The organism is Nonomuraea sp. NPDC050663 (genome assembly GCF_044456985.1).
In the GTDB taxonomy this organism is placed as follows: domain Bacteria; phylum Actinomycetota; class Actinomycetes; order Streptosporangiales; family Streptosporangiaceae; genus Nonomuraea.
Map to the genome: position 1 here is coordinate 23487 of NZ_JBITGL010000026.1, position 21119 is coordinate 44605.

A 21119-nucleotide genomic window follows, 5' to 3' on the forward strand; every position below is an offset into this window, starting at 1 on the left:
GTAACCTCCTCAGATGAACAGCGAGGCTCGGGGCTGGTCGAAGAAGGCGTCGGTGCGTCTGGTGAAGGAGCCGGTCATCGTGGCCTGCGCCCCCCGGTCAGGGTCCACGCTGCTGCGTGCCGTACTCGGCGGCCACAGCCGCCTGCACGCCCCGCACGAGATCCCGCTGGCCAAGATTTCCGCCGCCGCGTCCCCGCCCGCGCGGCTGGCGCTCGGCGACCTCGGCGGACAGGACGAGCTGGACTACCTGCTGTGGGACCAGCTGGCGCACCAGCTGCTCGCCCGGTCGGGCAAGGCCACGCTGGTGCACAAGAGCCCCACGGACGTGCCGCACTGGCGGCGGCTGGCCTCCTGCTGGCCCGATGCCCGCTGGATCTTCCTGCTGCGGCACCCGGGCAGCGTGCTCACCTCGTGGCTGGAAGCCACCCGGCACGGCCCCGCCGCCTCTGCCCGATACCTGCGCGGCTGCATGGACGCCGTCTCCGACGCCCGCGCCGCCCTGCCAGGCTGGACAGTCCGGTACGAGCAGCTGACCGCAGATCCGGAAGCGGTGCTGCAGGACGTGTGCGGCTTCCTCGGCGTCGACTTCGAGCCGGCCATGCTCCACTACGGGCCGCGCCACAGCGAGTGGCCGCGCGGCCTGGGAGACTGGCGCGACAAGATCCGCACCGGCGCTGTCCAGCCGCCTCGCCCGCTACCGGCCCCTGACCTTGTGCCGGAGCTGCTGCGGCCGGTCGCACGCGACTGGGGCTATCTGCCCTAGATGCGCTCGACCCACAGAGTGACCATCGCCGACACCGCCGCCGGGAACGTCGCGCGGATACCGAAGATCGACGACGGGGCGAAGTCGGGGCTGTCGCCGAGCGGCCAGTCGTACAGGACCAGGCCGCCGTTCGGCGAGAGCGGCCACGGGTCCAGCACGCTGATGCCGGTCGGCTCGCCCGTCAGCGTGTGCTGGGCGGTCAGTCCGTGCGCGATGGTCCTGCCGTACACCTGCTGCACGGTCGCGCTGGTGACGCTCGCCCCCGCCGCGGTCGCGGCGATGAGGTCGATGATGCCGGGCACCGCCGTGGCCGAGGTGCCGTTGAGCCCGACCCGGATCTTCTTGATCTCCAGCCCGAACGAGGACGGGAGCGTCACCTGCAGCAGCGTCTTACCGGCGCCACCGGCAGGGACGGCCGTCCACGGCGCCTGGATCGTGTAACCCGCCTTGGCCATGTCAGGCCGCCCGGTAGAAGCCGGTGGCGTCGATCTGCGCCACCACGTTGGTGCCGTCCGGCGAGACGACGAAGTCGTGGCCTGAGACGGGCACGATGTCGGCGTCGGCCGCGCCGGCCGTGGGCCGGTAGCAGACGAGCAGCTTGCCCCACGAGTCGCCTGTGGCGACGCTGTTCCACGTCTGGTCGGGGATGTCCAGGTCGGTGCGGTGGTTGGTGTCGTCCGGAGCCCAGGCGGCCAGGTCGGCCGCCACGAGCACCTTGCGGGCGTAGCCGACGTTGGTCACCTCGTTGGAGGAGCCGCCGAGGATGGCCGACAGCGTGTCGGCGATCCGCAGGTCGGCGTCGGTGGCGAGGCCGGTCTGCGCCAGCGCCACCACCACGAGCGCCGTACCGGCCGGGTCGGATGACTTGACGCGGTGGTAGAGCTCCACCCCGCGCCCCTTGGAGATGTTGAAAACGAAGTCCACGTGGCTCCTCACGCTGTTCCGATGGGTGGGGCTTGCGTTGTGGCCGCGCGCCGCCCCTCAACGGCGCGCGGCCACAGCCGCGCTCGACGCGCCCACGGGGACGGGGGCGCGGAGCGGGCCCGCCCCGCGGAGTAGGCGGGGCGGACGATCAGGGAGGTCAGGCGGGGAGGCGTTCCATCAGCGGCAGCCACGCCGCCTGCGTGGTGTGCAGCAGGTAGCGGCCGGCGTCGAGCGCGTGGTCGTCAAGCTTGATCGGCGAGTCTTCGCCCTTGTCGGCCTTGCGGTCGTCCCACGCGTACGAGCCGACCTCGTCCAGCCAGCCCTTGCAGGAGGCGTGGACGCGCAGCTGGTCGGCCGAGATGAGGTTCGCGACCGTGCGGATGCCGTCGTTGACGGAGTTGTCGGCCGGGACCGGCGACCAGCCGTCGCGGTACAGCTGCGTGATGAACGAGGCCGCGGACGGGTCGACGACCGTCCACTGCGGCTTCACCCCGTAGGTGCCGGGCCCGTACGTGTCCGGGATCTTGGCCAGCCACGCCGACAGCGCCTTGGAGTACTCGCCGTCCGTCAGCTGGCGGCGCTGCGCGCGAGCGTCCCACCGCCACTCGGCGGCGAAGTAGATGCGGCGCTGCCCCATCCGGTCCGGCACCGACACCCCGGCCAGCAGGGCGTTGAACGGGTTGGTGGTGCCGTAGTCGATGCCCAGGCCCAGCCACTTCTCCATGGGCGGCAGCGAGGTGACGACGTGGATGTCGGGGTCCCACATGTCGTAGATGGCGCCCTCGGCCATGACCCACAGGCCCTCGATGAAGCGCTTGTACCAAAGGCCGGTGAACTCGGCCTTCAGCGCCTTCACGTAGGCGGGGTCGAGGAACGGGTTGTCGTCGAGGGTGAAGTGCCAGTGCTTCAGGTCCAGCTCGTGAGAGCGGTCCAGGAAGTCCTTCTTGAACCAGTGGTTGGGCGCGTCCGGGTTCGTCGTGCAGAACAGCTGGGCGCCCTTCACCGACAGACGCGACAGCAGCATGTCCCAGAAGGGCCGCTCGATCAGCGTCGCCTCGTCGACGTACGCCCCGGCGCACGTCATGCCGCGCAGCCGGTTCTCCGAGCGGGCGTCGTTGGAGGAGATGATCTCGACGCGGCGGCCCATGATGTTCGCGGTCGGCGCCCCGCGCGTGTAGATGATGCGGCGCGAAATCGGCCCCATGATCGCCGGGTCCATGAGCACGTCGAAGATGTTGCGGCTGATCGTGTCCGCCGTCTTGCCGACGATCACCAGGGAGCCGCCGCGCGGCGCGTTGGCGATGTAGGCGACCCACCTGATCAGCGAGGCGACGGTCTTGCCGGAGCGGATGGCGCCGTGGAAGCAGTTCAGGCGGGCGGTGGAGTCGGCGATGGCGAACTCCTGCTTGGGCGACAGCAGCGGCCCGTCGACGACCGCTGTCACGCCTCGATCTCCGCGATCACCTCGGCCTCGATAATGGCGTCCACGTTCGGCTGCGCGGGCAGGTGCTTGGCCTGCAGCTGGGCGAGCATGTTGCCGAGCAGCGAGGCCATGTCGGTGTCGCCGACGCCGTTGCGGTTGATCAGGTCGAGGCCGAGCAGGGAGCTGCGCCGGTTGATCGTCTTCAAGATCGTCTCGCAGGACTGGACGTCGCCCTTGAGCGCCTTGGGCCACAGCGCGGCCATGACCCGGTCGAGCCGGTCGATCTCCAGCTTCAGCAGGTGCTCGGAGGCCATGTGCTCCTGCGCGGCGGCCCTCTGCAAAGACCGATCGATGTCCTTCGACACCGACGCGGGCCCGGAGTAGCCGAGACGCTCGGAGATGATGGCGAGCGGCACCCCGGCGATGCGCATCTGCACCGCCTGGTAGCGGCGCTGGGCGAGCTCCACCTCGCGGGCCTTGTTGACCTTCGGCATGAGGGGATGTCCTTCCTAGCGATTCCGCTACGTTCTGGCGTGCGTGCGCAGCGCCGCGAGCACCAGCTGAGGCAACGACAGGTCGCCGTCCCGCTCACGGATGACGGCCATGAGCTGGAACGCTTCGGCGTGCTCGTCGGCGGTGAGCGGCACGATCAGCTCAGCGGTCTGTCCGCTTCTGGGCCGTGGCGGCTCGGCGGGGGCTGGCTCGTCCCCGTCGTCCAGGGCCTCGTCGAGATCGTCATCGTCGTCCTCCTCGGACTCGGCGTCGTCCTCGGCGTGAGCCGGTCGAGGAGGAGGCGAGGAGGATCGGCCCGTGCCCGGCTCGTCGGCGACGATCTCGATCTCGTCGTCGAGGGAGTCGAGCAGGTCGGCCAGGTCGTCGTCGGTCCAGCCGGTGCCGTCCAGGCCAGGCAGCGACTGCAGCAGCGCGACCAGCTGCTCCTCGTCGTACTCGCTGTGCTCGCTGGTCCTGTTGTCGGCCAGCATGATCCGCTTGGCGGTCTCGTCGTCGACGTCCACCACCACGGCGGGAAACTCGGCCAGGCCCTTGGCGCGGGCGCCGCGCCACCGGTGCTCGCCGGCGATGACCCGCATGCGGGACTTCTGCACGACGACGACGCCGTAGAAGCCGTTCGTCTCGATCGACTCGGCGATGAGGTCGACGTTGCCCCGGTTGGCGTTGTCCGGGTGCGGGGTGACCGCATCCACCGGCAGCAGCACGTACTCCTGGTCATTGATGCGCGCCATCACCACCCCCGCTTCTGATCGGTGTAGGCCAGCGGCCGGAAGGTGAACTCCCAGATGACGAGCCCGCTCATCGCCTGGTTGGAGCGCTGGACCCGGGCGAGCGCGTACGCGTCGCTCTTCGAGCGGTTCATGATCGCCCACGAGTGGCGGAGGGAGGCCTTCAGCAGCCAGTGCGGCGCCCACGTCCGCGCGGAGAACCGCATCACGATCGGCGTGTTCACCATGTTGCCGGACCGGCTCGACAGGCTGCGGACGACGCCGCGACGGTGCGCAGCGTTGAGGAGCCAGGCAGGGATGTTCACGCCTGCCTCCGGTAGTCGCTGCGGTCGCGGCGCTCGTTGATCTGGTGTGCGGCGCGCGCCGCGGCGGTCAGGTCCCACATGCCGTTCTCGACCGACACCTCGGGCACGTCCACCCAGCCGTTGCTGAGCGTCTTGCCGTCGCCGACCGGGATGGGCGCGTCGGCCTTCCACTCCACCGTCCAGCTGTACTTCGCCCGCCACTCCAGCCGGGGCCGGCCGAGCCGCTGCTTGTGGAGCTTCAGCTGCACCTGGTGGAGCTCGCCGTGATTGAGGCGCACCCACTGGTAGGTGGGACCTTCGACCGGCTTGTAGGAGTAGCGCTTCGGGCCGAACAGCTTCTGCGCCAGGTCGAGGGAGATGAAGCCCTGCATCCAGCGCGGCTCGCCGGCCGACCAGGCGTCGCGGCGGGCCCACAGCTTCCAGCCGATCCGCCACTCGCCGACGTTGAGGCTGATCACGCGCGACTCGTATCCGTCCGGGTTCAGGCGGCGCTGCAGCCAGGTGCCGTGCGAGCCGAAGCCGAGGTAGATGGCACCGATCGGCCACATCCGCAGGTGCGCCCCGATCTTGTTGTCACTGCCGCAGTTGCCGACCTTCAGCTCGGCCGAGAAGACGCCCCACGTCTGGCCGACGACCACTTCGGCGTGCATGTCGCCGGTCGGCTTCACCGGCCACGGACCCGGCGGGCGCCGGTGGCCGCCGGACTCGCGGAACTCCGTGATGAAGACCACGTTGTCGAGTCGCCCGGTGTACGGCTCGCCGATCGCGTACCGCTCGGGGTCGAGGCTGCCCTGTGGGTCAGGCCGGACACCGCACCGGTCGCACACCACCCATCGGGCCGCGCTGAGCGCCTCGCCGATCGGGCCGTGCCCGTCCACGACGGGCTTGTGGCCGAAGAGGCGGCAGCGCAGCATCAGCCTCGGTGTCTCGTACAGGGAGTAGCGGCGGTGCGCCAGCATGCCCTTGGTCGGGCCGTCCTGCTTCAGGTAGTTGGTCGAGTGCCACCACATGGCGAACTCCAGAGGGTGAGGGGAATCCCGCTCGCGCGAGGGGCGCGCGGTGGGAGCATGAGGCCGTGAGCGAGCGACAGTGCGAGTGCGACGAGCACGTCCGTCAGCGTGACGAGCAGCAGGAGACCGGCAAGCAGCGGAGCCTGATCCAGGAGATGATCGACGAGCGGCACGAACGGCTCGTCGGGCTGCTACGACACGGAATCGCTTCACCTCGCTACATCGCGCCCGGCTGCGAGTTTCAGCAGCAGGTGGAGCGGGCTCGCTGGTTCAGCGGTTGACCCACACCGACTCGACGGCATGCCGCCGCTCGTCGGAGGCGGCGTTCCGCACCCGGAAGTCGATGCGCCGCCACCCGGGCAGCATGTCGTCGTACAGGTCGGACCGGTAGCCGGACAGCACCACCGCGCCCTCGCACGCGGCGAGGATCTTCAGCAGCGGAACGTGCTGGTGCTCCTTGTCCATCTCCTTGACGTAGTGGCCCGACCCGAACTCGTTGCGGGTGGAGCGCAGGTACGGCGGGTCGACGTAGAACGCCGTCGTCGGCGAGTCCATACGCTGGATCAGCTCCAGCGCGTCGCACTGCTCGATGAACGCCTCCCGCAGCCGCGCCGCATGCCAGCGCAGCGACGTTGACGCCCGCTTCGCCCCGGCCGGGTTGTTCACCCGCGTCCTCGAGGTCGGCCGGCGCCAGGACGCGCCGGCTTCGCCGGAGCGGGACTGGGTGCATTGGATCCACCAGCGGCGGGCGCGCTCCAGGTCGGTCGCGGTGGCGTCGCCGAGCTTGGCCTGTTGGTGCTCGGCGCGGGCGTACGGCGTGAACTGCACCGCCCGGATCAGCGCCTTGGGCTGGTCGCGCAGGGTGCGCATGAACGCGATCAGGTCGCCGTTGAGGTCGTTGATCGTCTCGATCTTGGCGGGCTTCTTCGCGAAGAACACCGCGGCGGACCCGGCGAACGGCTCGACATACACCTCGTGCGGCGGCAGTAGGCTCGCCAGGAACGGGGCCAGCTTGCCCTTCGCGCCGTAGTACTGGAACGGAGGGCGCAGCCCCATGGCGGTCCCCGATCGATCGTGAGGAGTGATGTGAACGACGAACCGACCAGCGAATACAAGGCGTTCGCCAAGGCCATGGCGGACATGCAGAAGGCCTTCGTGACGGTGGGCCGCACCTTCGCCGCGCAGGGCGCGATGGGGTGGGCGTACCGGGGCGACGTGCAGGGCCTGACGGCCACGCTCGACGCGATGGACGCCGAGCTGCTCACCGAGCTGTCGGCCGCCGCGCAGCTGCTCGGCTCCGAAGCCGACCAGGCGCTTGCCAGGAAAGCAGCCTGAAGTAGAGCCGCTCGTTTGGGGCCCATGACACGTTTCTTACGGGGACCCCAAGTACGCGGTGACGATTGCGCAACTTAAGGCTCTTGGTGTCCTTTTCCCGAGCGTGGCCCCAGCCCCAAAGTGGAGGACCACCGCAGGTCACGGGGCATGCGTGCCGGACAGCGCAGGTTCTGAGTGGTCAAGGGCTACCCGGCGGCTGGGGCCACGCTCGGCAGAATGACGCCGATGGGCCGCGTGATCCGGCTCACACTCCCGCGACCCGCGTCACGGTCCGGTTGCTGGATTCCTCTCATGGCTGACAGCAATATCCGCGAAGGGAATCACCATGCGACGTCATGTCACCGCGCTGCTCAGCGCACTAACGCTGGGAGCGGCCGGGCTCATCGGAACCGGATCACCCGCGCTCGCCGACACGGCGGGAACCGCTGCCACTCGCTCCTTCAGCTGTGAGTGGGAGCCGGGAAGCATCAACTTCTCGTGGGAACGTGGACTGACCAACACCCGGATCTACGTCAACAACCACTGCAGTGCCGTCAGATACTTCACGGTGACGCTCACCGACGCAGTCGGTGGCTGGAACGAGTGCTGGCGCGTCCCCACGGGGAAGAGCAGCAAGCAGTTCCATCACGCGCTCACTGGCCGCGTCGTGTCGATCCTGAGGCACTGCTGAGGGGATATCGCCATCCGGGTTGCGTGACGCCCGCCTGATTCTGCGGGTGACCCACTCGGCCAACGGCACCGGGACGGCGTTGCCCATCTGCCGGTAGCGGGCGGCGTCCGAGCAGCCGGGCACGTCGGTCCAGCCGTCCGGGAAGCCCTGCAGCCGCTCGCACTCGGTCGGGGTCAGCCTCCTGACCCCGACCCCTGCAGGAACGATGTGCCAGGCCTGGGCGGTGTTGTCATCGACTCCACCCCCGGCTCCGGCCATGTTCGAGGTGAGCGCCGACGCCACGATCGGCCCGGTGATCGGCTCGACCACGGGCAGGAACGTCATCCGGTCGAGGTCGTTGCACCAGCCACGACTGCCAGTGCCTCCGCCAAGGGTTCCGGCAACGTCCTGCGCCGCCTGGCCGCCCGGCGCAGGATCGACGCCGCGGCGGCCGGGCTCAAGAAGTACTTCGCGGGGACCGTCCGGTGATCCTCCAGCATGTCCGACAACGAGCAGACGACGGCGTCGCTGGGCCACTCCGAAGTATCGAGCGTCGAACACCCTCCAGGCGAACCCCATCCCGAGCTCGGCCAGGTCGTCGACAATCTGCGCGAAGTCCGTGCCCTGGTTGACCGAGAGGAGCCCGCGGACGTTCTCCCCGATGAACCAGGCCGGGCGCAGCTCGGCGAGCAGCCGCCGCACCTCCGACCACAGGCCGGAGCCGTCGTCGTCGAGGCCTCGCCGGCGACCGGCGACGCTGTTGCCGGTGCAGGGCCAACCTGCGGTGACGATCCCCTGCTCGGGGGTAAAGCCGGTTGCGAGGAGGCGGCCACCGGTCACCTCCCGCACATCGGAGAACAGCACGGTGTCGGGGAAGCGGGCGGCCAGCACCCGACGCGCGGCCTTGTCGATCTCGACGGCGGCCGTCACCCGGACGCCCGCGCGCTGCAGGGCGAGGTCGAAGCCGCCGACCCCGGCGAATAAGGAGATGGCGGTCAGCAAATCCCCGCGCACTCCTTAATGTACCTAGGTACGATAGAGGCATGGCAGGGATCGAACGGGTCACCGGACCCACCCTCGACGTCCTGGAAGCGCTCCTCCGAGCGCACCAGCAGAACGAAGAGCTGCACGGCTGGGCCATCATCAAGGCCACCAAGCGCAACGGCCCCACGGTCTACCGCGCCCTCGACCGGCTCCACGAAGCCGGATGGATCGAACGACGCTGGGAAGAGCTCGAACCCGACAACCCCGGCCCCCGCCGCCGCTACTACTCGCTCACCGGCGAAGGCATCCCCGCCGCTCGTGCACTGCTCACGCAGCGCCGTCCCGCAGCGCTGACGCCAAGGCCGACCCTGGGATTTGCGCCACTGACGTGGCTGCTCGGCCTCCTGGCTGGCGGTACCCGTTGAGTAGCCGAGAGATCATCCTCGGAGTCGTGCTCGGGCTGATCGTCAACGAGAGCTGCGACATCTCGCCCTGGTTGGCCCGCAAGCTGATACGGCGCGCCGCCTACCTGCAATCCTGCGATCCCGACGACGCTGCCGGTCGCGCGGAAGAGTGGATCGCGCTGATCAACGACCGGCCCGGCAAGCTCTTCAAGCTGGCCACAGCCATCGGATTTCTCGTGTGCGGGGTCGCGGTGCTGACAGGCAGGCGGGCCCGCCACACCTGGGCGGCCATGAGGCAGAAGCTGCGTCTGTTCCGATCTCTAGAATCGGTTCCTGAGCCAACTCCCGCAGATACCGGGCATCACGTACCGTCCCGCGAGTGGGTCTCGATCGACAGGATCCTGCTTCTGGATCGGGATAAGTTCACCGCCGATCACGACGTGTTCCGTACATGGCAGACCCAGGTGACAGTCAACGAGCTCCACAGGATGCTGAGAGAGGTGCGAACCATGCCTCCGGACAAGAGGCGAGCCATGGGTCCACTTTTCGCGCCTTGCCCAAGCCACCTAGAACAGCTTCTGTCTCGGCTAGAGAAGGCCTTGGCCGAGTAGCAGAGGCGCGAAAGCATGTTCGATAATGGCCGGATGCGTTACTCGGCAGCGTGTTCGCGGTGGCACCGGTTCGCCCGCCCGATGCTGGAGGACGCCAGCGGCGGCACCGGAGAGCAGAAGGCCGTCAACCCGCGCCAGGTCGTAGATGTGCTCTACGAAGACGGCCAGGTCAGGCACGCGATCCTGCGGGTGTGGCGGCGGCCGCCAGGAGGCGAATGGGAGTGCCTGATCGAGTGGCACTCCCCGACTGGATGCACAACCACCAGTCCTGGTTCCGCTACAACCCGATCTCGATGCGGACCTGCGGCGACGGGTGTCCCGTCCCTGACCCGCTCGACTTCTCCACCTGACGCAGACGCTCCAGCTCGGCCTTCGCCGCGGCGTGGTCGCGGCCGGCCCGCTCGGCCTGGCCGACGTAGCCGAAGGTGCTGGTGCCTCGGTCGCCGCACGAGCAGGCCCAGCGGAAGAACGGGGTATGGGCGTCCATCTTGCGGGCGGGCAGCGTGGAGACCACGTGCTCAGTCACCGTGCCCGCCCCTCCGGTATTCCTCCAGCTCGCGGCGCATCGTGTCCATGATGACTTCCCTGGCGTCGAGGGCGACCTGTACGCCCGGAGGAATCGGGTCACCGGCTGATGCGGCCCTGTCGGCGGCGATGGCGGCGCGGAGGGCCGTGCGAGCGTTCTCGCACGCTGCCGCGTCGAGAACGGCGTGGTTCGGGTCCCATTCGCCGTCGCGCTCGACACGAAGGATGGCCTCGCCTGGACGCAGAGCGACGGTGAGCACCAGTTCCTCGTCGCCATCGCCATCGAGGAGGATCGAGCCGCCGGGGTGCCCGGTGTCGAGGTTGTCGAGGACCGCCGCCAGGTTCGACACATCGACGCGTCGAAGGTGGAGGGACCAGTCGGCGACCTCGATCTCGGCGAGGTAGCCAGGCAGGCGTGGGGGCGAGACGATCAGGGTGTCGCTCATGATCTTTGTCCGATTCGCGAGGGGACATTCGATCGTGACCGTACCACCGCAATCCGTAGGCTTAGCCTCGATTACGACCAGAGATCAACGCCCTTCACGATCATGCTTATCCGGCAGGATGGCGGGCATGCCGACGCCCCAGCCCCCGCCTCCTCCGCTCAAGTTCACGCTTCGCTCGCTTGCTGGCATTGGCGCAGGCATGCTGCTCGCCATACCAGTCCTCTTTGCCTTGGGGCTCTTAATCACGGTGACTCCGGATTGGGTGGAGTGGGCGACCCTCGCTGCCATAGTCGTGGGAGGTCTCACACTCATCATCCGCGACAACTACCGGTCGCAGCGCTCGGCATACGAGGATGCCGTCAAGGTCCTTGCGGGTGTTCCCGGAGTGCGCCTGCGCGACCTGAGCTCCAAGATCACAACGTCTCTGCAGCAAACTGCAGAGCTGATGGACGAACTGACTCGTGAACTACACGCACAGCAGGTGGCCAACGAGGAGCTGGCTCGACGTTCTGCCGAACAGCAGCGCATGCTTGAAGTGAACCAAGAACAGGCTGAGAAGATCCAAGCCCTCATGGCCGGGGCGGCCCAGACGGTCATCGACGCCAACGTCGCGGCCGGGAAGCGCCAGCAGTGGACGTTCTTCGCCTTCGGCGTGCTGGTGTCCATCCCGATCGGCGTGGCGATCAACCTGCTCGTGCCGTGATCGTCTGTCCGGTTTGTTGCCGTTCGCGATCATCCCGTGTAGCGTCCGGGCATCACGTAACTGGCTCAGAGTTCGTGCGAGCGAAGCCCCGGCCCCTCACGGGTTCGGGGCTTTCCGCTTTACTGGCTCGCCACCGCACTGCGCGTGCCGCCGTGGCCGCGCACCTCGGCCTCGGCCTCGCGCAGCAGCTGGTGGACGAAGCCGTACGAGCGGCCGATCGCCGTGGCGATGTCGCGGATCGTCTGCCCGGCTTCGTACTGCTCGCGGACGGCCTGGGCGAGAGCGACGCGCTCGGCACCGGCGATGCGGACCTGTCTCTTCACGTGGATCATGAGGGGTTCCTTCGAGTCAGTTGTATGGGCATGACGAGCCCAGCGCTATACCAGACAGAATGCAGGGACTGTCTGGTGTGAGCCGAGACGTTTGCCCAGGTCAGCGCAAGGGTGGCGGTCGATACCTAATTCGGTCCCATGCTTGGCGTGGTCAGCCGCAACCGAAACCCTTGCCTCACGCAGCCCTGAACGATCTCGGCTCGGTCATGCTGCTGCCTCCCAGACAAGCTGGGCGCGTAGGTCGTCGCGGTCCGCGGGCGTCGGTGGGACCGGTTCGCCCCGCCAGATGCACGCCTCGATCGACGCCAGGTCGGCGTAGTCGTAGACGGTCTCCCGGCCGGCGCGGCCGAGCTGGCGGGCGCCATACCTGATCGCCCACTGGCGGATCGTGGCGGGCGTCCGCTCGAGCCGTTCGGCGGCCTGGGCGGCGGTGACGGGCGTCGGGTGCGGCGGGATCGCCTCACCTCGCATTCCGTGCGAAAGCACTCGTATGAGGCGATTCCGGACCTGACAGGACCTTGAAGCGGAGCGCTGTAGTCCACGCTGTGACGCGATCAGAACCGCGTGAAGGTGATCGGATAGGCGCGCGAATCGACGTCTCAGAATGGATCTCAGCGCTTCGCTTCGCTGGAAGGCGGTGGGGAGCCGCCCTCGCGCGAACGGCTCTCCCGCCTTACCCCAGGTCAGCGGCCTGCCGGAAGACACACGGGGACCGCTGGCAGGAAGTGTGACACACCTGCTGACCTGGCGCAACACCTAGCGGAAACGCTACGTCTGATCGCGGGCAGTGGCTCGCTCATCGCCACTCGTCCTTGAACCCGGGCAGGCGCTCATACCTGGCCGCCAGCCTGCGCACCGTACGGCACGGCCACTCGCCCCCGCACTCGCGGCACTCCTCCCAGAACAGGGAGTCGTCCTCGGTCACGGCCTCGGCCTGCGTCATACGGTGGTCGGCGAGGATCTGCCGCCTCGACGCGACGTCCGCCAGCACCGCGGGCGGGTCATGCCGTGCGATGTGCTGCGCCAGCTCCTTCGGGAGCTGTCGCAGCACCCGCTCGACAGGCACCGTCACCTGCTCGCCCCCGGTCAGCATGCGCGCCGGCAGGAGAGCGGCCATGGCTAGTCCCGCGTCGCGCTCCTCCTCGTCAAGCTGGTCCCGCAGGAAGCCGACGAGGTCACTCACCGCGCTGGCCCTCGGCCTGCAGGTACGGCGCGGCCAGCTGCTCCAACCACCGTTCCAACAGCGCCACCTCGCGCACTGCGTTCTCCCACACCATGAAGTCCCTCGTCATCGGACCCTCTTCAACGTCCTCCACCCGGGCCGCGGCCTCGTCGCGCAGCCTCACCGTGTGCTCGTAGTCGGCGAGCAGCTTCCGCTTCGCCGCCACTTCACGCAGCACGCGCGCGGGGTCGTGGACGGCGATGTGCTCGACCAGGCCGCCGAGGTCGCGAGCGACCATGATGCGATCCCAGCCGAGGAAGCCGTCCCCGGCGACATCGATGACGCGGAAGTTCTCCGAGCGGCCGTTGCTGTAGCGGATCGTGCTCTTGCCGCCCACCGCCTTCCAGGTTCGCTGGTCCTCCGGCCACGCCAGCGCCGCCCGCTCCTCCTCGTCGAGGCGGACCTTCATGAACTCCACCAGCTCGTTCACCGCTTCCCGCCCTTCGCGATCTCCGCCAGCACGAGGTCGCTCGTACCGAACTGGCCCCACATGAACAGGTCCTCGTGGCCGTGGCGGCACCGCATCACGGCCTCGAACCGGACGTACTCGCAGCCGTACGGGCAGTCGCACTCCCAGAAGCCGTCGCTGATCTGCATCTCTGTCGCCCGGAGCTGGTCGCATGCCATCAGGTGCGCGTCCTTGCCTTCCTTGCGGTAGCGGCGCCGGGTCAGCGTGTGCACGCGGCGCGTCGGCGTGATGGTCACCGAGGTCCTCCTACTCCAGGCCCAGCAGGCGACTTTGCCGCTGTCGCTCCACCCACGTCTCGTCGCACCCGCCCGAGTGCGCGTCAAGCTCGTAGCGTCCGGCGTCGGCCGTGCTGCACGCCGGGCAGCAGAACAGCACGTTCACCGGCACCGCCCGGTCGCAGTCCGGCTTCCGGCACTCGTGCAGCCACGTGCCGCCGAGATGGAGCGACCCGGCTTCGAGCAGGATGCGCCACCGCGGCCGCGCCGGCGTCGAGCTCGCGTCGGCGATCACGGGTCTGTCGTCGTTCGGGTTCATCCGACCTCCTCATAGGCGTCGACGAACTTCTCGTCGACCATCACGTCCGCCTGGCCGTCGCCGTCGACCATGACCCACTCCCCCACGTCGAGCCACCAGGTGACGCCGCTGCAGTAGGTGATCACCAGGCCTGGCCGTCCGGTCCATGACCGCTCGGCGGCGACGTTGTGCTCGGCCAGCCAGGCGATGACGTCGTCGTGGTTGTCGGTGGCGAGCCGTACCGCGCGCACCGTCGTGGAGCGCTTGACGTACACGCGAGGGAGCATGTCTCTCCTTCAACGGTCTCGGAGATGATCTATGTCCTAGACTGCGATAATGACTGTTATCAAGGGTTAGAAGGCCCTCAGGCCTACCTTTTCAAGATCACAGAAGTTACTTGCGAGAATCAGTAGTTCCTGCAAGTCATCAGGCACTTACAGAACAAAAATCTGGAAAGCGAGCGTGTCACCGACCGACCGACGCGACTCGGCCCGCACGCGCGATGGAACGCCGACCTCACCACCAACTCGAACTTAGCCGGGGTCTCCTCGATCATCTTCCTGCGGCCAGTCAGTCAGCTTGAGCATCATGGACATATGCCACATCCGCGCCTCGCTCGGATCTTCCGCCACCTCGCCAACCAGCTCGACCCCGTTTCCGAACCCGCCCCACCCGCGCAGAAACCGGAGACACGTCTACGGCCCGCCCGAGTTCGCCTGCAGCCGCCGAGATCTTCGCCGAAGAGTACGCGGTTAGCGGCCGAACGCGCCTATCGGAAACGTCGTCGAGCAGACGAGCATCGTCGGCCTCGTGAAGGGCGAGCGATCCGATGGGGCACGATCATTACCGCGCTCGCCACCGTCGCCGCAGTGATCGTCGCCACATTGGCATACTCCGCTTCGGAGAAAGCTGCCCAGATCGACGAACAACAGCGCATGGACCACCTCGTGCAGTTCGCTCGCCGAGTGACATCGTCCGCGCCGAGGTCAAGAGGGCGCGGCCCGTATCTCTTCACCATCAGAAACGCGAACACACTTTCCACCATGGCCGTCGCCCAATTCACCAGCATTCCGAGCGAGGGTGCAGGAAGGATCATGCACGTGAGCTATTGGTTAGAACTCCCCCCCTGCTCGGAAGGTGAATTCCGGGTAGAGCTCATCGCCTTCGAAGACAACCCCCCGGACTTCAGCCTCGAGCTGCGGCACAGCCATCCTCTCGACGATCAACTCTGGAGCATTGAGAGAGGAGGCGAGCCTGCCCGCCGTGTGTCATTCAACGAATGGGGGGCTGAGGTGCTCGACTACGGAGTTTGGTTCTCCCAGGAAACTGAGAGCCGGAAGGTCGCCGAGTGCGTGTGACCTACCCGGCCTCCTCAACGACCAGGCCGCGCTCCTCCACCTCCGACACGTGCCGACCGCACTCGCCGCACACGAAGAACCCCACCTTCGCGTCCCAGGCGAGATGCCGCGCCCCGCACACGCACCGCGCCGGCGACCACCCCGGCGTCTCCCCCAGCGCCCGCCGCAACTTCGACTCCCAGCCGAGCGCCGCCACCACCAGCGGCTCCGCGACCGCCTCCACCGCGAGCACCACCTCCAGGCGGCCCTCCTCCACCAGCCACGAGATCGCCCTCGACCTGGCCAGCGCACCACGAGCACCAGGAGCACGACCCGCCACGCCCAGCCCGGCGCGAGCCTCGTCCTCCAACCACAACAGCTCGCCCGTCAGCTCATCCAGCAGATCCCCCACCGGCGACACCACAGGCTTAGGCCTCGACCCCGACACCCGCGACTGCCTCGTCTGAGCCCCCAGACCCTCCGACTCCGCACGCAACCGCGCCGCCAACACATCCACCTCAAGCAGCGCCCGCCGCACCGACCCCCGACACCGCCCACACACCAGCGGCTCACCCACCCGCCACTCCACAGCAGGCTCCACCGGCTCAGCAGGAATCGAACCCCGACAACCCCCACCCACCCACCGATCAACAGCCCCCGCATGCACCTCGCGAGCCCCCAAAAACACCGCCCACGCCTCACGCGACACCCTGTTACACGGGCCAACACACACACAACCAGACACAACACCTCCCCCGCACACCCTAACAAGATCAAAAACTTTCGCGGACAAAGAAGAGCGGGGCGGCCCCTGCCGGCCGCCAGGCAGGGGGGTACCCCCGGCATGCGGAAGCCGCGCGACCGGGGTTCGGTCGCGCGGCTTCGGGGCGGTCACTCAGCGCGTGACAGGCGGTCCATCTTGTCGGCCTGGATTCTCAGCCGTTGAGCCGCGCCCGCGATTTTGGCGAACGTGGCCGGTGATGTGGACACGCGCGCCAGGGCGGGCAGGCGCGTGGCCATGCTGTGGAGCGATGCCCAGTACTGGCGCGCCCACTCCGGCGCGTCCTGCGACAGCTCTCCGATCATCACCTGCACGTCAACGCCGACCCCGTCAGGGAGCCACCGCGCGGTCAGGGTGGCGCGTACGCCGCACTTCCGGAGCGCCGACTGTAGGGCGAACGCCGTCGAGCGCACGGCCGAGATGCGCTCATGCTCGCCTACTCCGTCGCGCGGCGTGACGTCCTCGACCAGGGCAAGCCGCGCGAACCCGCCCTCCAGCGCTTCGAGCCGGTAGCCCTCCGAAGGTGCCCTACTCGACAGGCCCCGAACGGTCCACTTGCCCAGCCGGTAGTAGACGGGCGTGCCCGGAGGCAGGTAGGCCGTGAGCGTGTCACGCGCTTGGCTCTCCAGCCTCGACACGGTGTCCAGAATGATCTTTCCCAGAGGGCACGCCTGAGAACGGTTGGCCCGGTGCGCGCACTTGGGGCACGCGTCGTGGTGCGCGTTTCGGGTCTCCCGCGCGTTGGCTGCGTCCTTGGCTGCCTGGATTGCCTGCGGATGCTTGGCAGTGATCAGCATGGTTGCTCCCTGCTAGGTACGATCGGGGGAAGTGGGGCCGGTACCCGCCTGTTTCGGTCGGGCGGGTACCGGCCTCAGGCGTTACGCCTGGTCGTTCTGCTGGTCGGCCTGCGCGGCTTCAGCGGCGGCCCTGATCGCGGCCTTAGCGTCCTTCGAGGCACGTCGCGCCTTGTAGACCTCTTGCGCTTCGGCGGTCAGCGAGTCGAGTCCCGAAGCGTGCATCGGGTGGTCGACGGGCAGTCCGAGCAGGGCCTTGATGGTCTGCTGTTCTGCGTCCGACAGGGTCACCTTGGGACCGGACTCGGCCTTGACCTTGGGTGCCAGGGCGGCAACCAGGGTCGCGACAGGGTTGGCCACGTCATCGCGGCTCGCCTGCCAGAGCGCACCGATCAGCGCCCCATCGGTGTGGCCGGTGCTGGTCAGGATGTCGAGCGTGAACGGCTCCACTTCGGTGCCGTAGACCAGGGCCAACAGCCCTGCGGCCTCGACCTCACCAGCGGAGAGACGACCGATGACCGGCCACGACTTCGCGGCCATGGTCCAGCCGTGACGCTGCGCGCCGACCATGCCCGCGATGGACACGCGGGCACCGTCGCACCGGTAGGCGAGTCGCTGTGGGCTGTTCTTGCTGCCGTCCGCCGTGAGCCCGGAAGGGAGCATGACGGGAGACTTCACGGTGCCGTCGGCCATGGTGCAGAGCCACGACAGGAAGCCGATGAACACGGCCTTGATCTCCGCCACGGTGAGCCGCGCGGGCACGGCGGGGGTCGGCTCCACGGGGGCGGGCTTGCTGGTGGTGGGCTTGCTCTTGGGGGGCATGTCAGATCTCCTTGGTGTCGTCGCCAACGGCGGGGGTGCCGTCAGCAGGGTTGGTAGCGGAACCGCTAGGAATCGTCGCCTGACGGGCATGGTTCGCGCGCCGGTGCTTCAGCGCGACAGCGGTGGCGATGGCCAGCAGGACCAGGCCGATGCCCCCGCCTGCCACGGGCGCGACGGGGAAGCCCGACGACGTGTTGCGGGTGTCGCCCATGCCGGTGTCGGTGGGGGTGTTCGTGGGGGTGTTGGCGGGGTCGCGTCGGGTGCTGGCCGAGTCGGTACCGGCGCGCCCTGGGTCGCCCTTCGGACCGGGGGAGCCAGCGGGGCCGACAGCGCCAGCGGGGCCGGTAGGCCCCACGTCGCCACGGTCGCCCTTCGGACCGGGGGAACCGCTGGGACCGGGCGTACCCGGCTTGCCTGCGGGGCCGGTGGGACCGGTCTCCCCGCGTTCGCCCCTCTCCCCCTTGGGGCCAGGCGACCCGATAGGGCCAGCGGGGCCGGTGGGGCCGGTGCTTCCCTGCGGACCGGTGGGACCGGGGGTGCCGGTGGGTCCAGCGGGGCCGCGAAGGGACTCCAGCCATTCCGACAGGTTGCCGGTGTAGCCCTGCTGCACGGCCAGGTCGTAGGCCGACAGGCCAGGGGCTCCAGCGGGGCCGGTGGCTCCGGCAGGACCGGGGGGACCGGGGATGCACACGATCCCCGGTGTCTCACACGTGGGGTCCACGGTGAGAGCGAAAGCGCCTGCCGTGCTGACCGCTAGGGCCAGTGCGGCGAGTGCGCCTCGCGTGTTCTGTGTGATGGACATGGAGCGATCATGACGCACGTCAAGGGGATATAGGTATACGCGATAGTGAAAGTTAGCTGATCGTTATAAAGCCTGGCCAGAGGCTATGTCGCCGCCCGTTCCAAGATCGTTCGGCAGGGCGCCGGCGGGGACGCGCGCCGGCGACGGCACAGCCTCACCCCTCCCCCAAATCCCCTAACCGGACTACGGTCTACTTTGCTCGGATCTTCTGTGCGTCCCTGTAGTGCCTCTGTGACCGCCTTGGGTGCGTTCTGGTCTCACTGTACCGACCTTGCCCTGTTCGTCCGCCTGTGACCCCTTGCAGCTCCTTCTAGGGGCACTGCTGTGGCACTGTTGCGTCCGCCTGCAACGGTGTCTGTGGTGAAAGGCAGCAGCGACGAGGGGTACGGCGGGGGCCTGCGTGGGGTGTCGGGGGGTGCCCGCTTCTGCGCTTCCCGCGTTTGTGCTGGTCAGCGGCCCTGTGGCTGGTGGTGGGGTACGCCAACTACCTGCGCTTGCGGCGGTATGCGGTCTTGATGGCGGCGAGGCGGGGCTGGTCGCGTACGGCGTCGGCGCGGTTGCGGACCCAGGCGTGATGGAGGCCGTGGAGTTCGCGGCGGCCGAGGCGGGTCATGGTCTGTTCGTAGGCCCAGGAGTAGAACTGGCCGCGGTGGAAGAGCGGGTGCGTCATCGGGTTCGGCCGAGGAGGACGTCGAGGAAGGTGCGCTGGACCCGGGGCGAGTGGTCGGGGCAGTGGTCGCGGTCGTCTGCGCAGCGGGTCCAGCCTTGGGCGGCGGCGTAGGCGCGGAGGTCGTCGAGGTTGTTGTCGAAGTTGGCGGCGCCGAGGGGGCAGCCTTCGGTGTCGCAGGTGATGGCGTAGGCGGTGACGCGTCCCATGGTCATCTGTCCGGTTCTCCACAGGTTCGAGGCGTGATCATCTCCCCCTTACAGCTGTAGGTGGTCGGCGGGATCTTTCTCTGGATATCAGTGAAGGGAGGTTGTTACGGACAGGGGCTACGGTCTGGGCGTGGCCTAACAGGGGGTTAGGGTACGGTCGCAGCGTGGAGTACGGGCCACGCTCTCACCGTGACCTAACTCATGATCGTCTAGGAGGTATCCACAGGTCTTGCCCTCGGTCGACCCCCGTGTCGCCAATCAGGGCCGCGCTGTGGGAGAGCAGGTTCCGCTCACTCTGCGCCCGGTTGTACAGCTTCCGCCAGTGGTCGCGGCGCAGTGGGTCTACCTCACTGTCCACACCGACCCCGGTCCCGACCCGCTCCAGCATCTCCATCACAGGCTCGACGGCCTCGAACTTGCGCGGCATTCCGCGGCCAGTGAGCCATTCAGCCAGCCCGCCCCTGGAGATTCGCTGGATTCCCTGCCTGTCAGCTTCGTCCATGATCGCGCGCAGGCTCGGGTTCCCGGCATCAGCTCGCAGACGCCGCAGCTCCGACGCCCATTCATACATGGCGAGCAGCCCTTGCTGACGAAGGAAGGAAAGGTCATAGGCAAGGTCCGTGACAGGGCGAGACTCCGCAGGTTGCTGCTGTTGTGCATTGCGGGTGCGCTCGATCTGGTCCTCGTGAGCTGCGGTGTACGCCGCTCCGATCGCCTCCCGCTCCTCCTGTGAGCACTTCAGAGCCCTAAGCAGGCGATCCAGGAGATCAACACTCGGGAGCCTTGGTCCGACGAGGTGCCGGTGAAGCACGGCCTTGCTGCGATGCGTCGCCAGGGCGAGCTGGTCCAGAGATGGATCGTCGTGCCGCCGGACGGTGCGCTGCAGCAAGTCGAAGAAGTCGTACTGGGGTCCGGGCGGGGCCTTGGGCCGGCCGAGGGGCTTCTTGGGCATGTGTGAATGCTTCCTATTTGACCCGGGCGGAATCCCGGCGTACTCCAGATATCTCCCACTTGTCACCCTAGTGGGTCGTTGTCCGGTGCGCGCCGCATCCCAGCGTCATCAGGGGTTTTTAATGGATTCAGTGTCCGGAGAATCCGGACACTGTCCGGACTGCTGCCGCTCTGGCTCGCGACCTTCAGGCAGCAGCCTCGGACAGATGCCGACCGAAAGTGAGCACGTCACATGCGTTTCTTCCGGTTCATCATCCAGTGTGCCTCATGGCTGGTCGCGACGCGGCAGCGTCGGATCATCCTGGCCCTCGTGGCCGCCGCCGTGCTGGGTGTGCTGGTGCCGAACGACCGCGTCGCCTCCGCCGCGGCGGTCGTCGCGGTCGTCGCGGTCATCATCGAGCTGCTGTTCCCCGGCAGGGGCAACTCGAAGGGCGCGGCCGAGGTTGACGAGCGCGACGACCAGGCCGTCGAGGAGCGCCACGAAGACCCTGATCAGGATGGCGAGGAGCCTCCGAAGCTGGCCGCTTAGGGTACGGCCGGAGCGTGGCCTGTCCTCGGCGGCATCTGGACCGAGGCGGGCAGCTCCGGCAGCCGGTAGTCGACCGCGTGCCCGCGCCGGGCGAACACCACTCGCCCCGACGCGTCGGTGCCGATCGCGATCCGCACCTCGAGCCCGCGGGCGGCGAGCCGCTGCAGGACTTCGTTGAGTCCGCGGGGGCCGAGGCCGGCCCGCAGGCAGATGGTTTCGGTGAGGGTGATCTTCTTGCCGTCGTCGTCGCGGTCGCCGCGGTGCCACAGCATGCGGCGTGTCTCCTTCTTCGACCGCTCGGCGATGATGAACAGCACGACCCGCTCAGCCTGCGTCATCCCTCTCGCTGCTGGGGTTCCGAGCCACGC

The 21119-nt window shown here is 68.2% G+C and carries 34 protein-coding genes; 8 read left to right on the plus strand and 26 right to left on the minus strand.

All coding sequences use genetic code 11. From position 1 onward, the window contains the following. Positions 1-13: 13 nt before the first annotated feature. Positions 14-763: a sulfotransferase family protein gene (locus ACIBH1_RS45175; RefSeq protein WP_397320285.1), complete on the plus strand. Its 750-nt coding sequence runs from the start codon at positions 14-16 to the stop codon at positions 761-763. Here ACIBH1_RS45175 and ACIBH1_RS45180 read toward each other — a convergent pair. The 7 genes from ACIBH1_RS45180 to ACIBH1_RS45210 all read right to left on the minus strand — a co-directional run bounded on the left by ACIBH1_RS45180 (position 760) and on the right by ACIBH1_RS45210 (position 5666). Continuing rightward, positions 760-1218 (minus strand): hypothetical protein, encoded by a 459-nt coding sequence (locus ACIBH1_RS45180; RefSeq protein ID WP_397320286.1) that lies wholly within the window; start codon positions 1216-1218, stop codon positions 760-762. The genes ACIBH1_RS45175 and ACIBH1_RS45180 overlap by 4 nt on opposite strands. Before the next feature lies 1 nt (position 1219). After that, positions 1220-1687 carry a hypothetical protein gene (locus ACIBH1_RS45185; RefSeq protein ID WP_397320287.1) on the minus strand — a complete coding sequence of 156 codons (468 nt, stop codon included), beginning with the start codon at positions 1685-1687 and terminating at the stop codon, positions 1220-1222. A gap of 157 nt (positions 1688-1844) precedes the next feature. Next, positions 1845-3131 carry a PBSX family phage terminase large subunit gene (locus ACIBH1_RS45190; protein ID WP_397320288.1) on the minus strand — a complete coding sequence of 429 codons (1287 nt, stop codon included), beginning with the start codon at positions 3129-3131 and terminating at the stop codon, positions 1845-1847. Then, positions 3128-3604, minus strand: coding sequence for a hypothetical protein (locus tag ACIBH1_RS45195; RefSeq protein ID WP_397320289.1), 477 nt, complete (start codon positions 3602-3604; stop codon positions 3128-3130). The genes ACIBH1_RS45190 and ACIBH1_RS45195 overlap by 4 nt, the downstream gene beginning before the upstream one ends. Positions 3605-3631: 27 nt before the next feature. Continuing rightward, positions 3632-4354, minus strand: coding sequence for a ParB/RepB/Spo0J family partition protein (locus tag ACIBH1_RS45200; RefSeq protein WP_397320290.1), 723 nt, complete (start codon positions 4352-4354; stop codon positions 3632-3634). Continuing rightward, complete coding sequence (locus ACIBH1_RS45205) at positions 4354-4656, minus strand: hypothetical protein (protein ID WP_397320291.1); 303 nt, start codon at positions 4654-4656, stop codon at positions 4354-4356. The genes ACIBH1_RS45200 and ACIBH1_RS45205 overlap by 1 nt, the downstream gene beginning before the upstream one ends. Next, complete coding sequence (locus ACIBH1_RS45210) at positions 4653-5666, minus strand: hypothetical protein (RefSeq protein WP_397320292.1); 1014 nt, start codon at positions 5664-5666, stop codon at positions 4653-4655. The genes ACIBH1_RS45205 and ACIBH1_RS45210 overlap by 4 nt, the downstream gene beginning before the upstream one ends. 65 nt (positions 5667-5731) lie before the next feature. On the opposite strand from ACIBH1_RS45210, the gene ACIBH1_RS45215 reads away from it, so the two are divergent. Then, a complete protein-coding gene (locus ACIBH1_RS45215; RefSeq protein WP_397320293.1) occupies positions 5732-5947 on the plus strand; it encodes a hypothetical protein in 216 nt (71 codons plus the stop codon). On the opposite strand, the gene ACIBH1_RS45220 is transcribed toward ACIBH1_RS45215, so the two are convergent. Further along, a complete protein-coding gene (locus ACIBH1_RS45220) occupies positions 5937-6722 on the minus strand; it encodes a DNA adenine methylase (protein WP_397320294.1) in 786 nt (261 codons plus the stop codon). The two genes, ACIBH1_RS45215 and ACIBH1_RS45220, sit on opposite strands and share 11 nt — an antisense overlap. A gap of 30 nt (positions 6723-6752) precedes the next feature. On the opposite strand from ACIBH1_RS45220, the gene ACIBH1_RS45225 reads away from it, so the two are divergent. Next, complete coding sequence (locus ACIBH1_RS45225; RefSeq protein ID WP_397320295.1) at positions 6753-7001, plus strand: hypothetical protein; 249 nt, start codon at positions 6753-6755, stop codon at positions 6999-7001. Positions 7002-7395: 394 nt separating this feature from the next. On the opposite strand, the gene ACIBH1_RS45230 is transcribed toward ACIBH1_RS45225, so the two are convergent. Next, on the minus strand, positions 7396-8652 hold the full coding sequence (locus ACIBH1_RS45230) for a DNA cytosine methyltransferase (RefSeq protein WP_397320296.1): 1257 nt from the start codon (positions 8650-8652) through the stop codon (positions 7396-7398). A gap of 41 nt (positions 8653-8693) precedes the next feature. Here ACIBH1_RS45230 and ACIBH1_RS45235 point away from each other — a divergent pair, with 41 nt between their 5' ends. After that, positions 8694-9059 carry a PadR family transcriptional regulator gene (locus ACIBH1_RS45235; RefSeq protein WP_397320297.1) on the plus strand — a complete coding sequence of 122 codons (366 nt, stop codon included), beginning with the start codon at positions 8694-8696 and terminating at the stop codon, positions 9057-9059. Positions 9060-9085: 26 nt separating this feature from the next. Beyond that, the gene (locus ACIBH1_RS45240; RefSeq protein ID WP_397320298.1) at positions 9086-9649 is read left to right on the plus strand and encodes a hypothetical protein; all 564 of its coding nucleotides are present in this window, start codon (positions 9086-9088) and stop codon (positions 9647-9649) included. A 277-nt stretch (positions 9650-9926) separates the two neighbouring features. Here the strand turns inward: ACIBH1_RS45240 and ACIBH1_RS45245 are convergent, their stop codons facing one another. Together ACIBH1_RS45245 and ACIBH1_RS45250 are read right to left on the minus strand one after the other, a co-directional pair. After that, positions 9927-10175, minus strand: coding sequence for a hypothetical protein (locus ACIBH1_RS45245; protein WP_397320299.1), 249 nt, complete (start codon positions 10173-10175; stop codon positions 9927-9929). After that, a complete protein-coding gene (locus tag ACIBH1_RS45250; protein WP_397320300.1) occupies positions 10168-10620 on the minus strand; it encodes a hypothetical protein in 453 nt (150 codons plus the stop codon). The genes ACIBH1_RS45245 and ACIBH1_RS45250 overlap by 8 nt, the downstream gene beginning before the upstream one ends. 127 nt (positions 10621-10747) lie before the next feature. On the opposite strand from ACIBH1_RS45250, the gene ACIBH1_RS45255 reads away from it, so the two are divergent. Next, a complete protein-coding gene (locus tag ACIBH1_RS45255; protein ID WP_397320301.1) occupies positions 10748-11323 on the plus strand; it encodes a hypothetical protein in 576 nt (191 codons plus the stop codon). A gap of 119 nt (positions 11324-11442) precedes the next feature. On the opposite strand, the gene ACIBH1_RS45260 is transcribed toward ACIBH1_RS45255, so the two are convergent. The 7 genes from ACIBH1_RS45260 to ACIBH1_RS45290 all read right to left on the minus strand — a co-directional run bounded on the left by ACIBH1_RS45260 (position 11443) and on the right by ACIBH1_RS45290 (position 14146). Next, positions 11443-11655, minus strand: coding sequence for a helix-turn-helix domain-containing protein (locus tag ACIBH1_RS45260; RefSeq protein ID WP_397320302.1), 213 nt, complete (start codon positions 11653-11655; stop codon positions 11443-11445). 204 nt (positions 11656-11859) lie between these two features. After that, the gene (locus ACIBH1_RS45265; protein ID WP_397320303.1) at positions 11860-12141 is read right to left on the minus strand and encodes a hypothetical protein; all 282 of its coding nucleotides are present in this window, start codon (positions 12139-12141) and stop codon (positions 11860-11862) included. A 310-nt stretch (positions 12142-12451) separates the two neighbouring features. After that, entirely contained in the window at positions 12452-12838 is a 387-nt protein-coding gene (locus ACIBH1_RS45270) for a DUF6221 family protein (protein WP_397320304.1), read from the minus strand. Beyond that, positions 12831-13307 carry a DUF6221 family protein gene (locus ACIBH1_RS45275; RefSeq protein ID WP_397320305.1) on the minus strand — a complete coding sequence of 159 codons (477 nt, stop codon included), beginning with the start codon at positions 13305-13307 and terminating at the stop codon, positions 12831-12833. Before ACIBH1_RS45275 ends, ACIBH1_RS45270 begins: the two co-directional genes overlap by 8 nt. Further along, on the minus strand, positions 13304-13582 hold the full coding sequence (locus ACIBH1_RS45280; RefSeq protein WP_397320306.1) for a hypothetical protein: 279 nt from the start codon (positions 13580-13582) through the stop codon (positions 13304-13306). The genes ACIBH1_RS45275 and ACIBH1_RS45280 overlap by 4 nt, the downstream gene beginning before the upstream one ends. Before the next feature lie 10 nt (positions 13583-13592). Then, entirely contained in the window at positions 13593-13880 is a 288-nt protein-coding gene (locus ACIBH1_RS45285; protein WP_397320307.1) for a hypothetical protein, read from the minus strand. Further along, positions 13877-14146: a hypothetical protein gene (locus ACIBH1_RS45290; RefSeq protein WP_397320308.1), complete on the minus strand. Its 270-nt coding sequence runs from the start codon at positions 14144-14146 to the stop codon at positions 13877-13879. Before ACIBH1_RS45290 ends, ACIBH1_RS45285 begins: the two co-directional genes overlap by 4 nt. 582 nt (positions 14147-14728) lie before the next feature. On the opposite strand from ACIBH1_RS45290, the gene ACIBH1_RS45295 reads away from it, so the two are divergent. Next, positions 14729-15217 (plus strand): hypothetical protein, encoded by a 489-nt coding sequence (locus tag ACIBH1_RS45295; protein WP_397320309.1) that lies wholly within the window; start codon positions 14729-14731, stop codon positions 15215-15217. 1 nt (position 15218) lies between these two features. Here ACIBH1_RS45295 and ACIBH1_RS45300 read toward each other — a convergent pair whose 3' ends face one another. The 7 genes from ACIBH1_RS45300 to ACIBH1_RS45330 form a co-directional block, all read right to left on the minus strand. Beyond that, positions 15219-15608 carry a hypothetical protein gene (locus ACIBH1_RS45300; RefSeq protein WP_397320310.1) on the minus strand — a complete coding sequence of 130 codons (390 nt, stop codon included), beginning with the start codon at positions 15606-15608 and terminating at the stop codon, positions 15219-15221. A gap of 479 nt (positions 15609-16087) precedes the next feature. After that, on the minus strand, positions 16088-16774 hold the full coding sequence (locus ACIBH1_RS45305; RefSeq protein WP_397320311.1) for a hypothetical protein: 687 nt from the start codon (positions 16772-16774) through the stop codon (positions 16088-16090). Between the two features lie 81 nt (positions 16775-16855). Beyond that, positions 16856-17593, minus strand: coding sequence for a hypothetical protein (locus ACIBH1_RS45310; RefSeq protein ID WP_397320312.1), 738 nt, complete (start codon positions 17591-17593; stop codon positions 16856-16858). 1 nt (position 17594) lies between these two features. After that, positions 17595-18395, minus strand: a complete 801-nt coding sequence (locus ACIBH1_RS45315) for a hypothetical protein (RefSeq protein ID WP_397320313.1) — start codon at positions 18393-18395, stop codon at positions 17595-17597. 484 nt (positions 18396-18879) lie between these two features. After that, positions 18880-19065, minus strand: a complete 186-nt coding sequence (locus tag ACIBH1_RS45320) for a hypothetical protein (RefSeq protein WP_397320314.1) — start codon at positions 19063-19065, stop codon at positions 18880-18882. Then, on the minus strand, positions 19062-19277 hold the full coding sequence (locus ACIBH1_RS45325; protein WP_397320315.1) for a hypothetical protein: 216 nt from the start codon (positions 19275-19277) through the stop codon (positions 19062-19064). The genes ACIBH1_RS45320 and ACIBH1_RS45325 overlap by 4 nt, the downstream gene beginning before the upstream one ends. A 193-nt stretch (positions 19278-19470) precedes the next feature. Next, on the minus strand, positions 19471-20223 hold the full coding sequence (locus ACIBH1_RS45330) for a hypothetical protein (protein WP_397320316.1): 753 nt from the start codon (positions 20221-20223) through the stop codon (positions 19471-19473). Positions 20224-20454: 231 nt separating this feature from the next. Here ACIBH1_RS45330 and ACIBH1_RS45335 point away from each other — a divergent pair, with 231 nt between their 5' ends. Next, positions 20455-20751 carry a hypothetical protein gene (locus ACIBH1_RS45335; protein WP_397320317.1) on the plus strand — a complete coding sequence of 99 codons (297 nt, stop codon included), beginning with the start codon at positions 20455-20457 and terminating at the stop codon, positions 20749-20751. Here the strand turns inward: ACIBH1_RS45335 and ACIBH1_RS45340 are convergent. After that, the gene (locus ACIBH1_RS45340) at positions 20748-21089 is read right to left on the minus strand and encodes a hypothetical protein (RefSeq protein WP_397320318.1); all 342 of its coding nucleotides are present in this window, start codon (positions 21087-21089) and stop codon (positions 20748-20750) included. The two genes, ACIBH1_RS45335 and ACIBH1_RS45340, sit on opposite strands and share 4 nt — an antisense overlap. Between the last annotated feature and the right edge of the window lie 30 nt (positions 21090-21119).

Bases quoted from the DNA above. Each gene is read 5' to 3' on its own strand.
- ACIBH1_RS45195 (WP_397320289.1), bottom strand. From the start codon at position 3,604: ATGCCGAAGGTCAACAAGGCCCGCGAGGTGGAGCTCGCCCAGCGCCGC.
- ACIBH1_RS45210 (WP_397320292.1), bottom strand. From the start codon at position 5,666: ATGTGGTGGCACTCGACCAACTACCTGAAGCAGGACGGCCCGACCAAG.
- ACIBH1_RS45285 (WP_397320307.1), bottom strand. From the start codon at position 13,880: ATGAACCCGAACGACGACAGACCCGTGATCGCCGACGCGAGCTCGACG.
- ACIBH1_RS45290 (WP_397320308.1), bottom strand. From the start codon at position 14,146: ATGCTCCCTCGCGTGTACGTCAAGCGCTCCACGACGGTGCGCGCGGTA.
- ACIBH1_RS45200 (WP_397320290.1), bottom strand. From the start codon at position 4,354: ATGGCGCGCATCAATGACCAGGAGTACGTGCTGCTGCCGGTGGATGCG.
- ACIBH1_RS45250 (WP_397320300.1), bottom strand. From the start codon at position 10,620: ATGAGCGACACCCTGATCGTCTCGCCCCCACGCCTGCCTGGCTACCTC.
- ACIBH1_RS45175 (WP_397320285.1), top strand. From the start codon at position 14: ATGAACAGCGAGGCTCGGGGCTGGTCGAAGAAGGCGTCGGTGCGTCTG.
- ACIBH1_RS45255 (WP_397320301.1), top strand. From the start codon at position 10,748: ATGCCGACGCCCCAGCCCCCGCCTCCTCCGCTCAAGTTCACGCTTCGC.
- ACIBH1_RS45315 (WP_397320313.1), bottom strand. From the start codon at position 18,395: ATGTCCATCACACAGAACACGCGAGGCGCACTCGCCGCACTGGCCCTA.
- ACIBH1_RS45330 (WP_397320316.1), bottom strand. From the start codon at position 20,223: ATGCCCAAGAAGCCCCTCGGCCGGCCCAAGGCCCCGCCCGGACCCCAG.
- ACIBH1_RS45335 (WP_397320317.1), top strand. From the start codon at position 20,455: ATGCGTTTCTTCCGGTTCATCATCCAGTGTGCCTCATGGCTGGTCGCG.
- ACIBH1_RS45305 (WP_397320311.1), bottom strand. From the start codon at position 16,774: ATGCTGATCACTGCCAAGCATCCGCAGGCAATCCAGGCAGCCAAGGAC.
- ACIBH1_RS45180 (WP_397320286.1), bottom strand. From the start codon at position 1,218: ATGGCCAAGGCGGGTTACACGATCCAGGCGCCGTGGACGGCCGTCCCT.
- ACIBH1_RS45340 (WP_397320318.1), bottom strand. From the start codon at position 21,089: ATGACGCAGGCTGAGCGGGTCGTGCTGTTCATCATCGCCGAGCGGTCG.
- ACIBH1_RS45220 (WP_397320294.1), bottom strand. From the start codon at position 6,722: ATGGGGCTGCGCCCTCCGTTCCAGTACTACGGCGCGAAGGGCAAGCTG.
- ACIBH1_RS45235 (WP_397320297.1), top strand. From the start codon at position 8,694: ATGGCAGGGATCGAACGGGTCACCGGACCCACCCTCGACGTCCTGGAA.
- ACIBH1_RS45325 (WP_397320315.1), bottom strand. From the start codon at position 19,277: ATGACCATGGGACGCGTCACCGCCTACGCCATCACCTGCGACACCGAA.
- ACIBH1_RS45310 (WP_397320312.1), bottom strand. From the start codon at position 17,593: ATGCCCCCCAAGAGCAAGCCCACCACCAGCAAGCCCGCCCCCGTGGAG.
- ACIBH1_RS45320 (WP_397320314.1), bottom strand. From the start codon at position 19,065: ATGACGCACCCGCTCTTCCACCGCGGCCAGTTCTACTCCTGGGCCTAC.
- ACIBH1_RS45260 (WP_397320302.1), bottom strand. From the start codon at position 11,655: ATGATCCACGTGAAGAGACAGGTCCGCATCGCCGGTGCCGAGCGCGTC.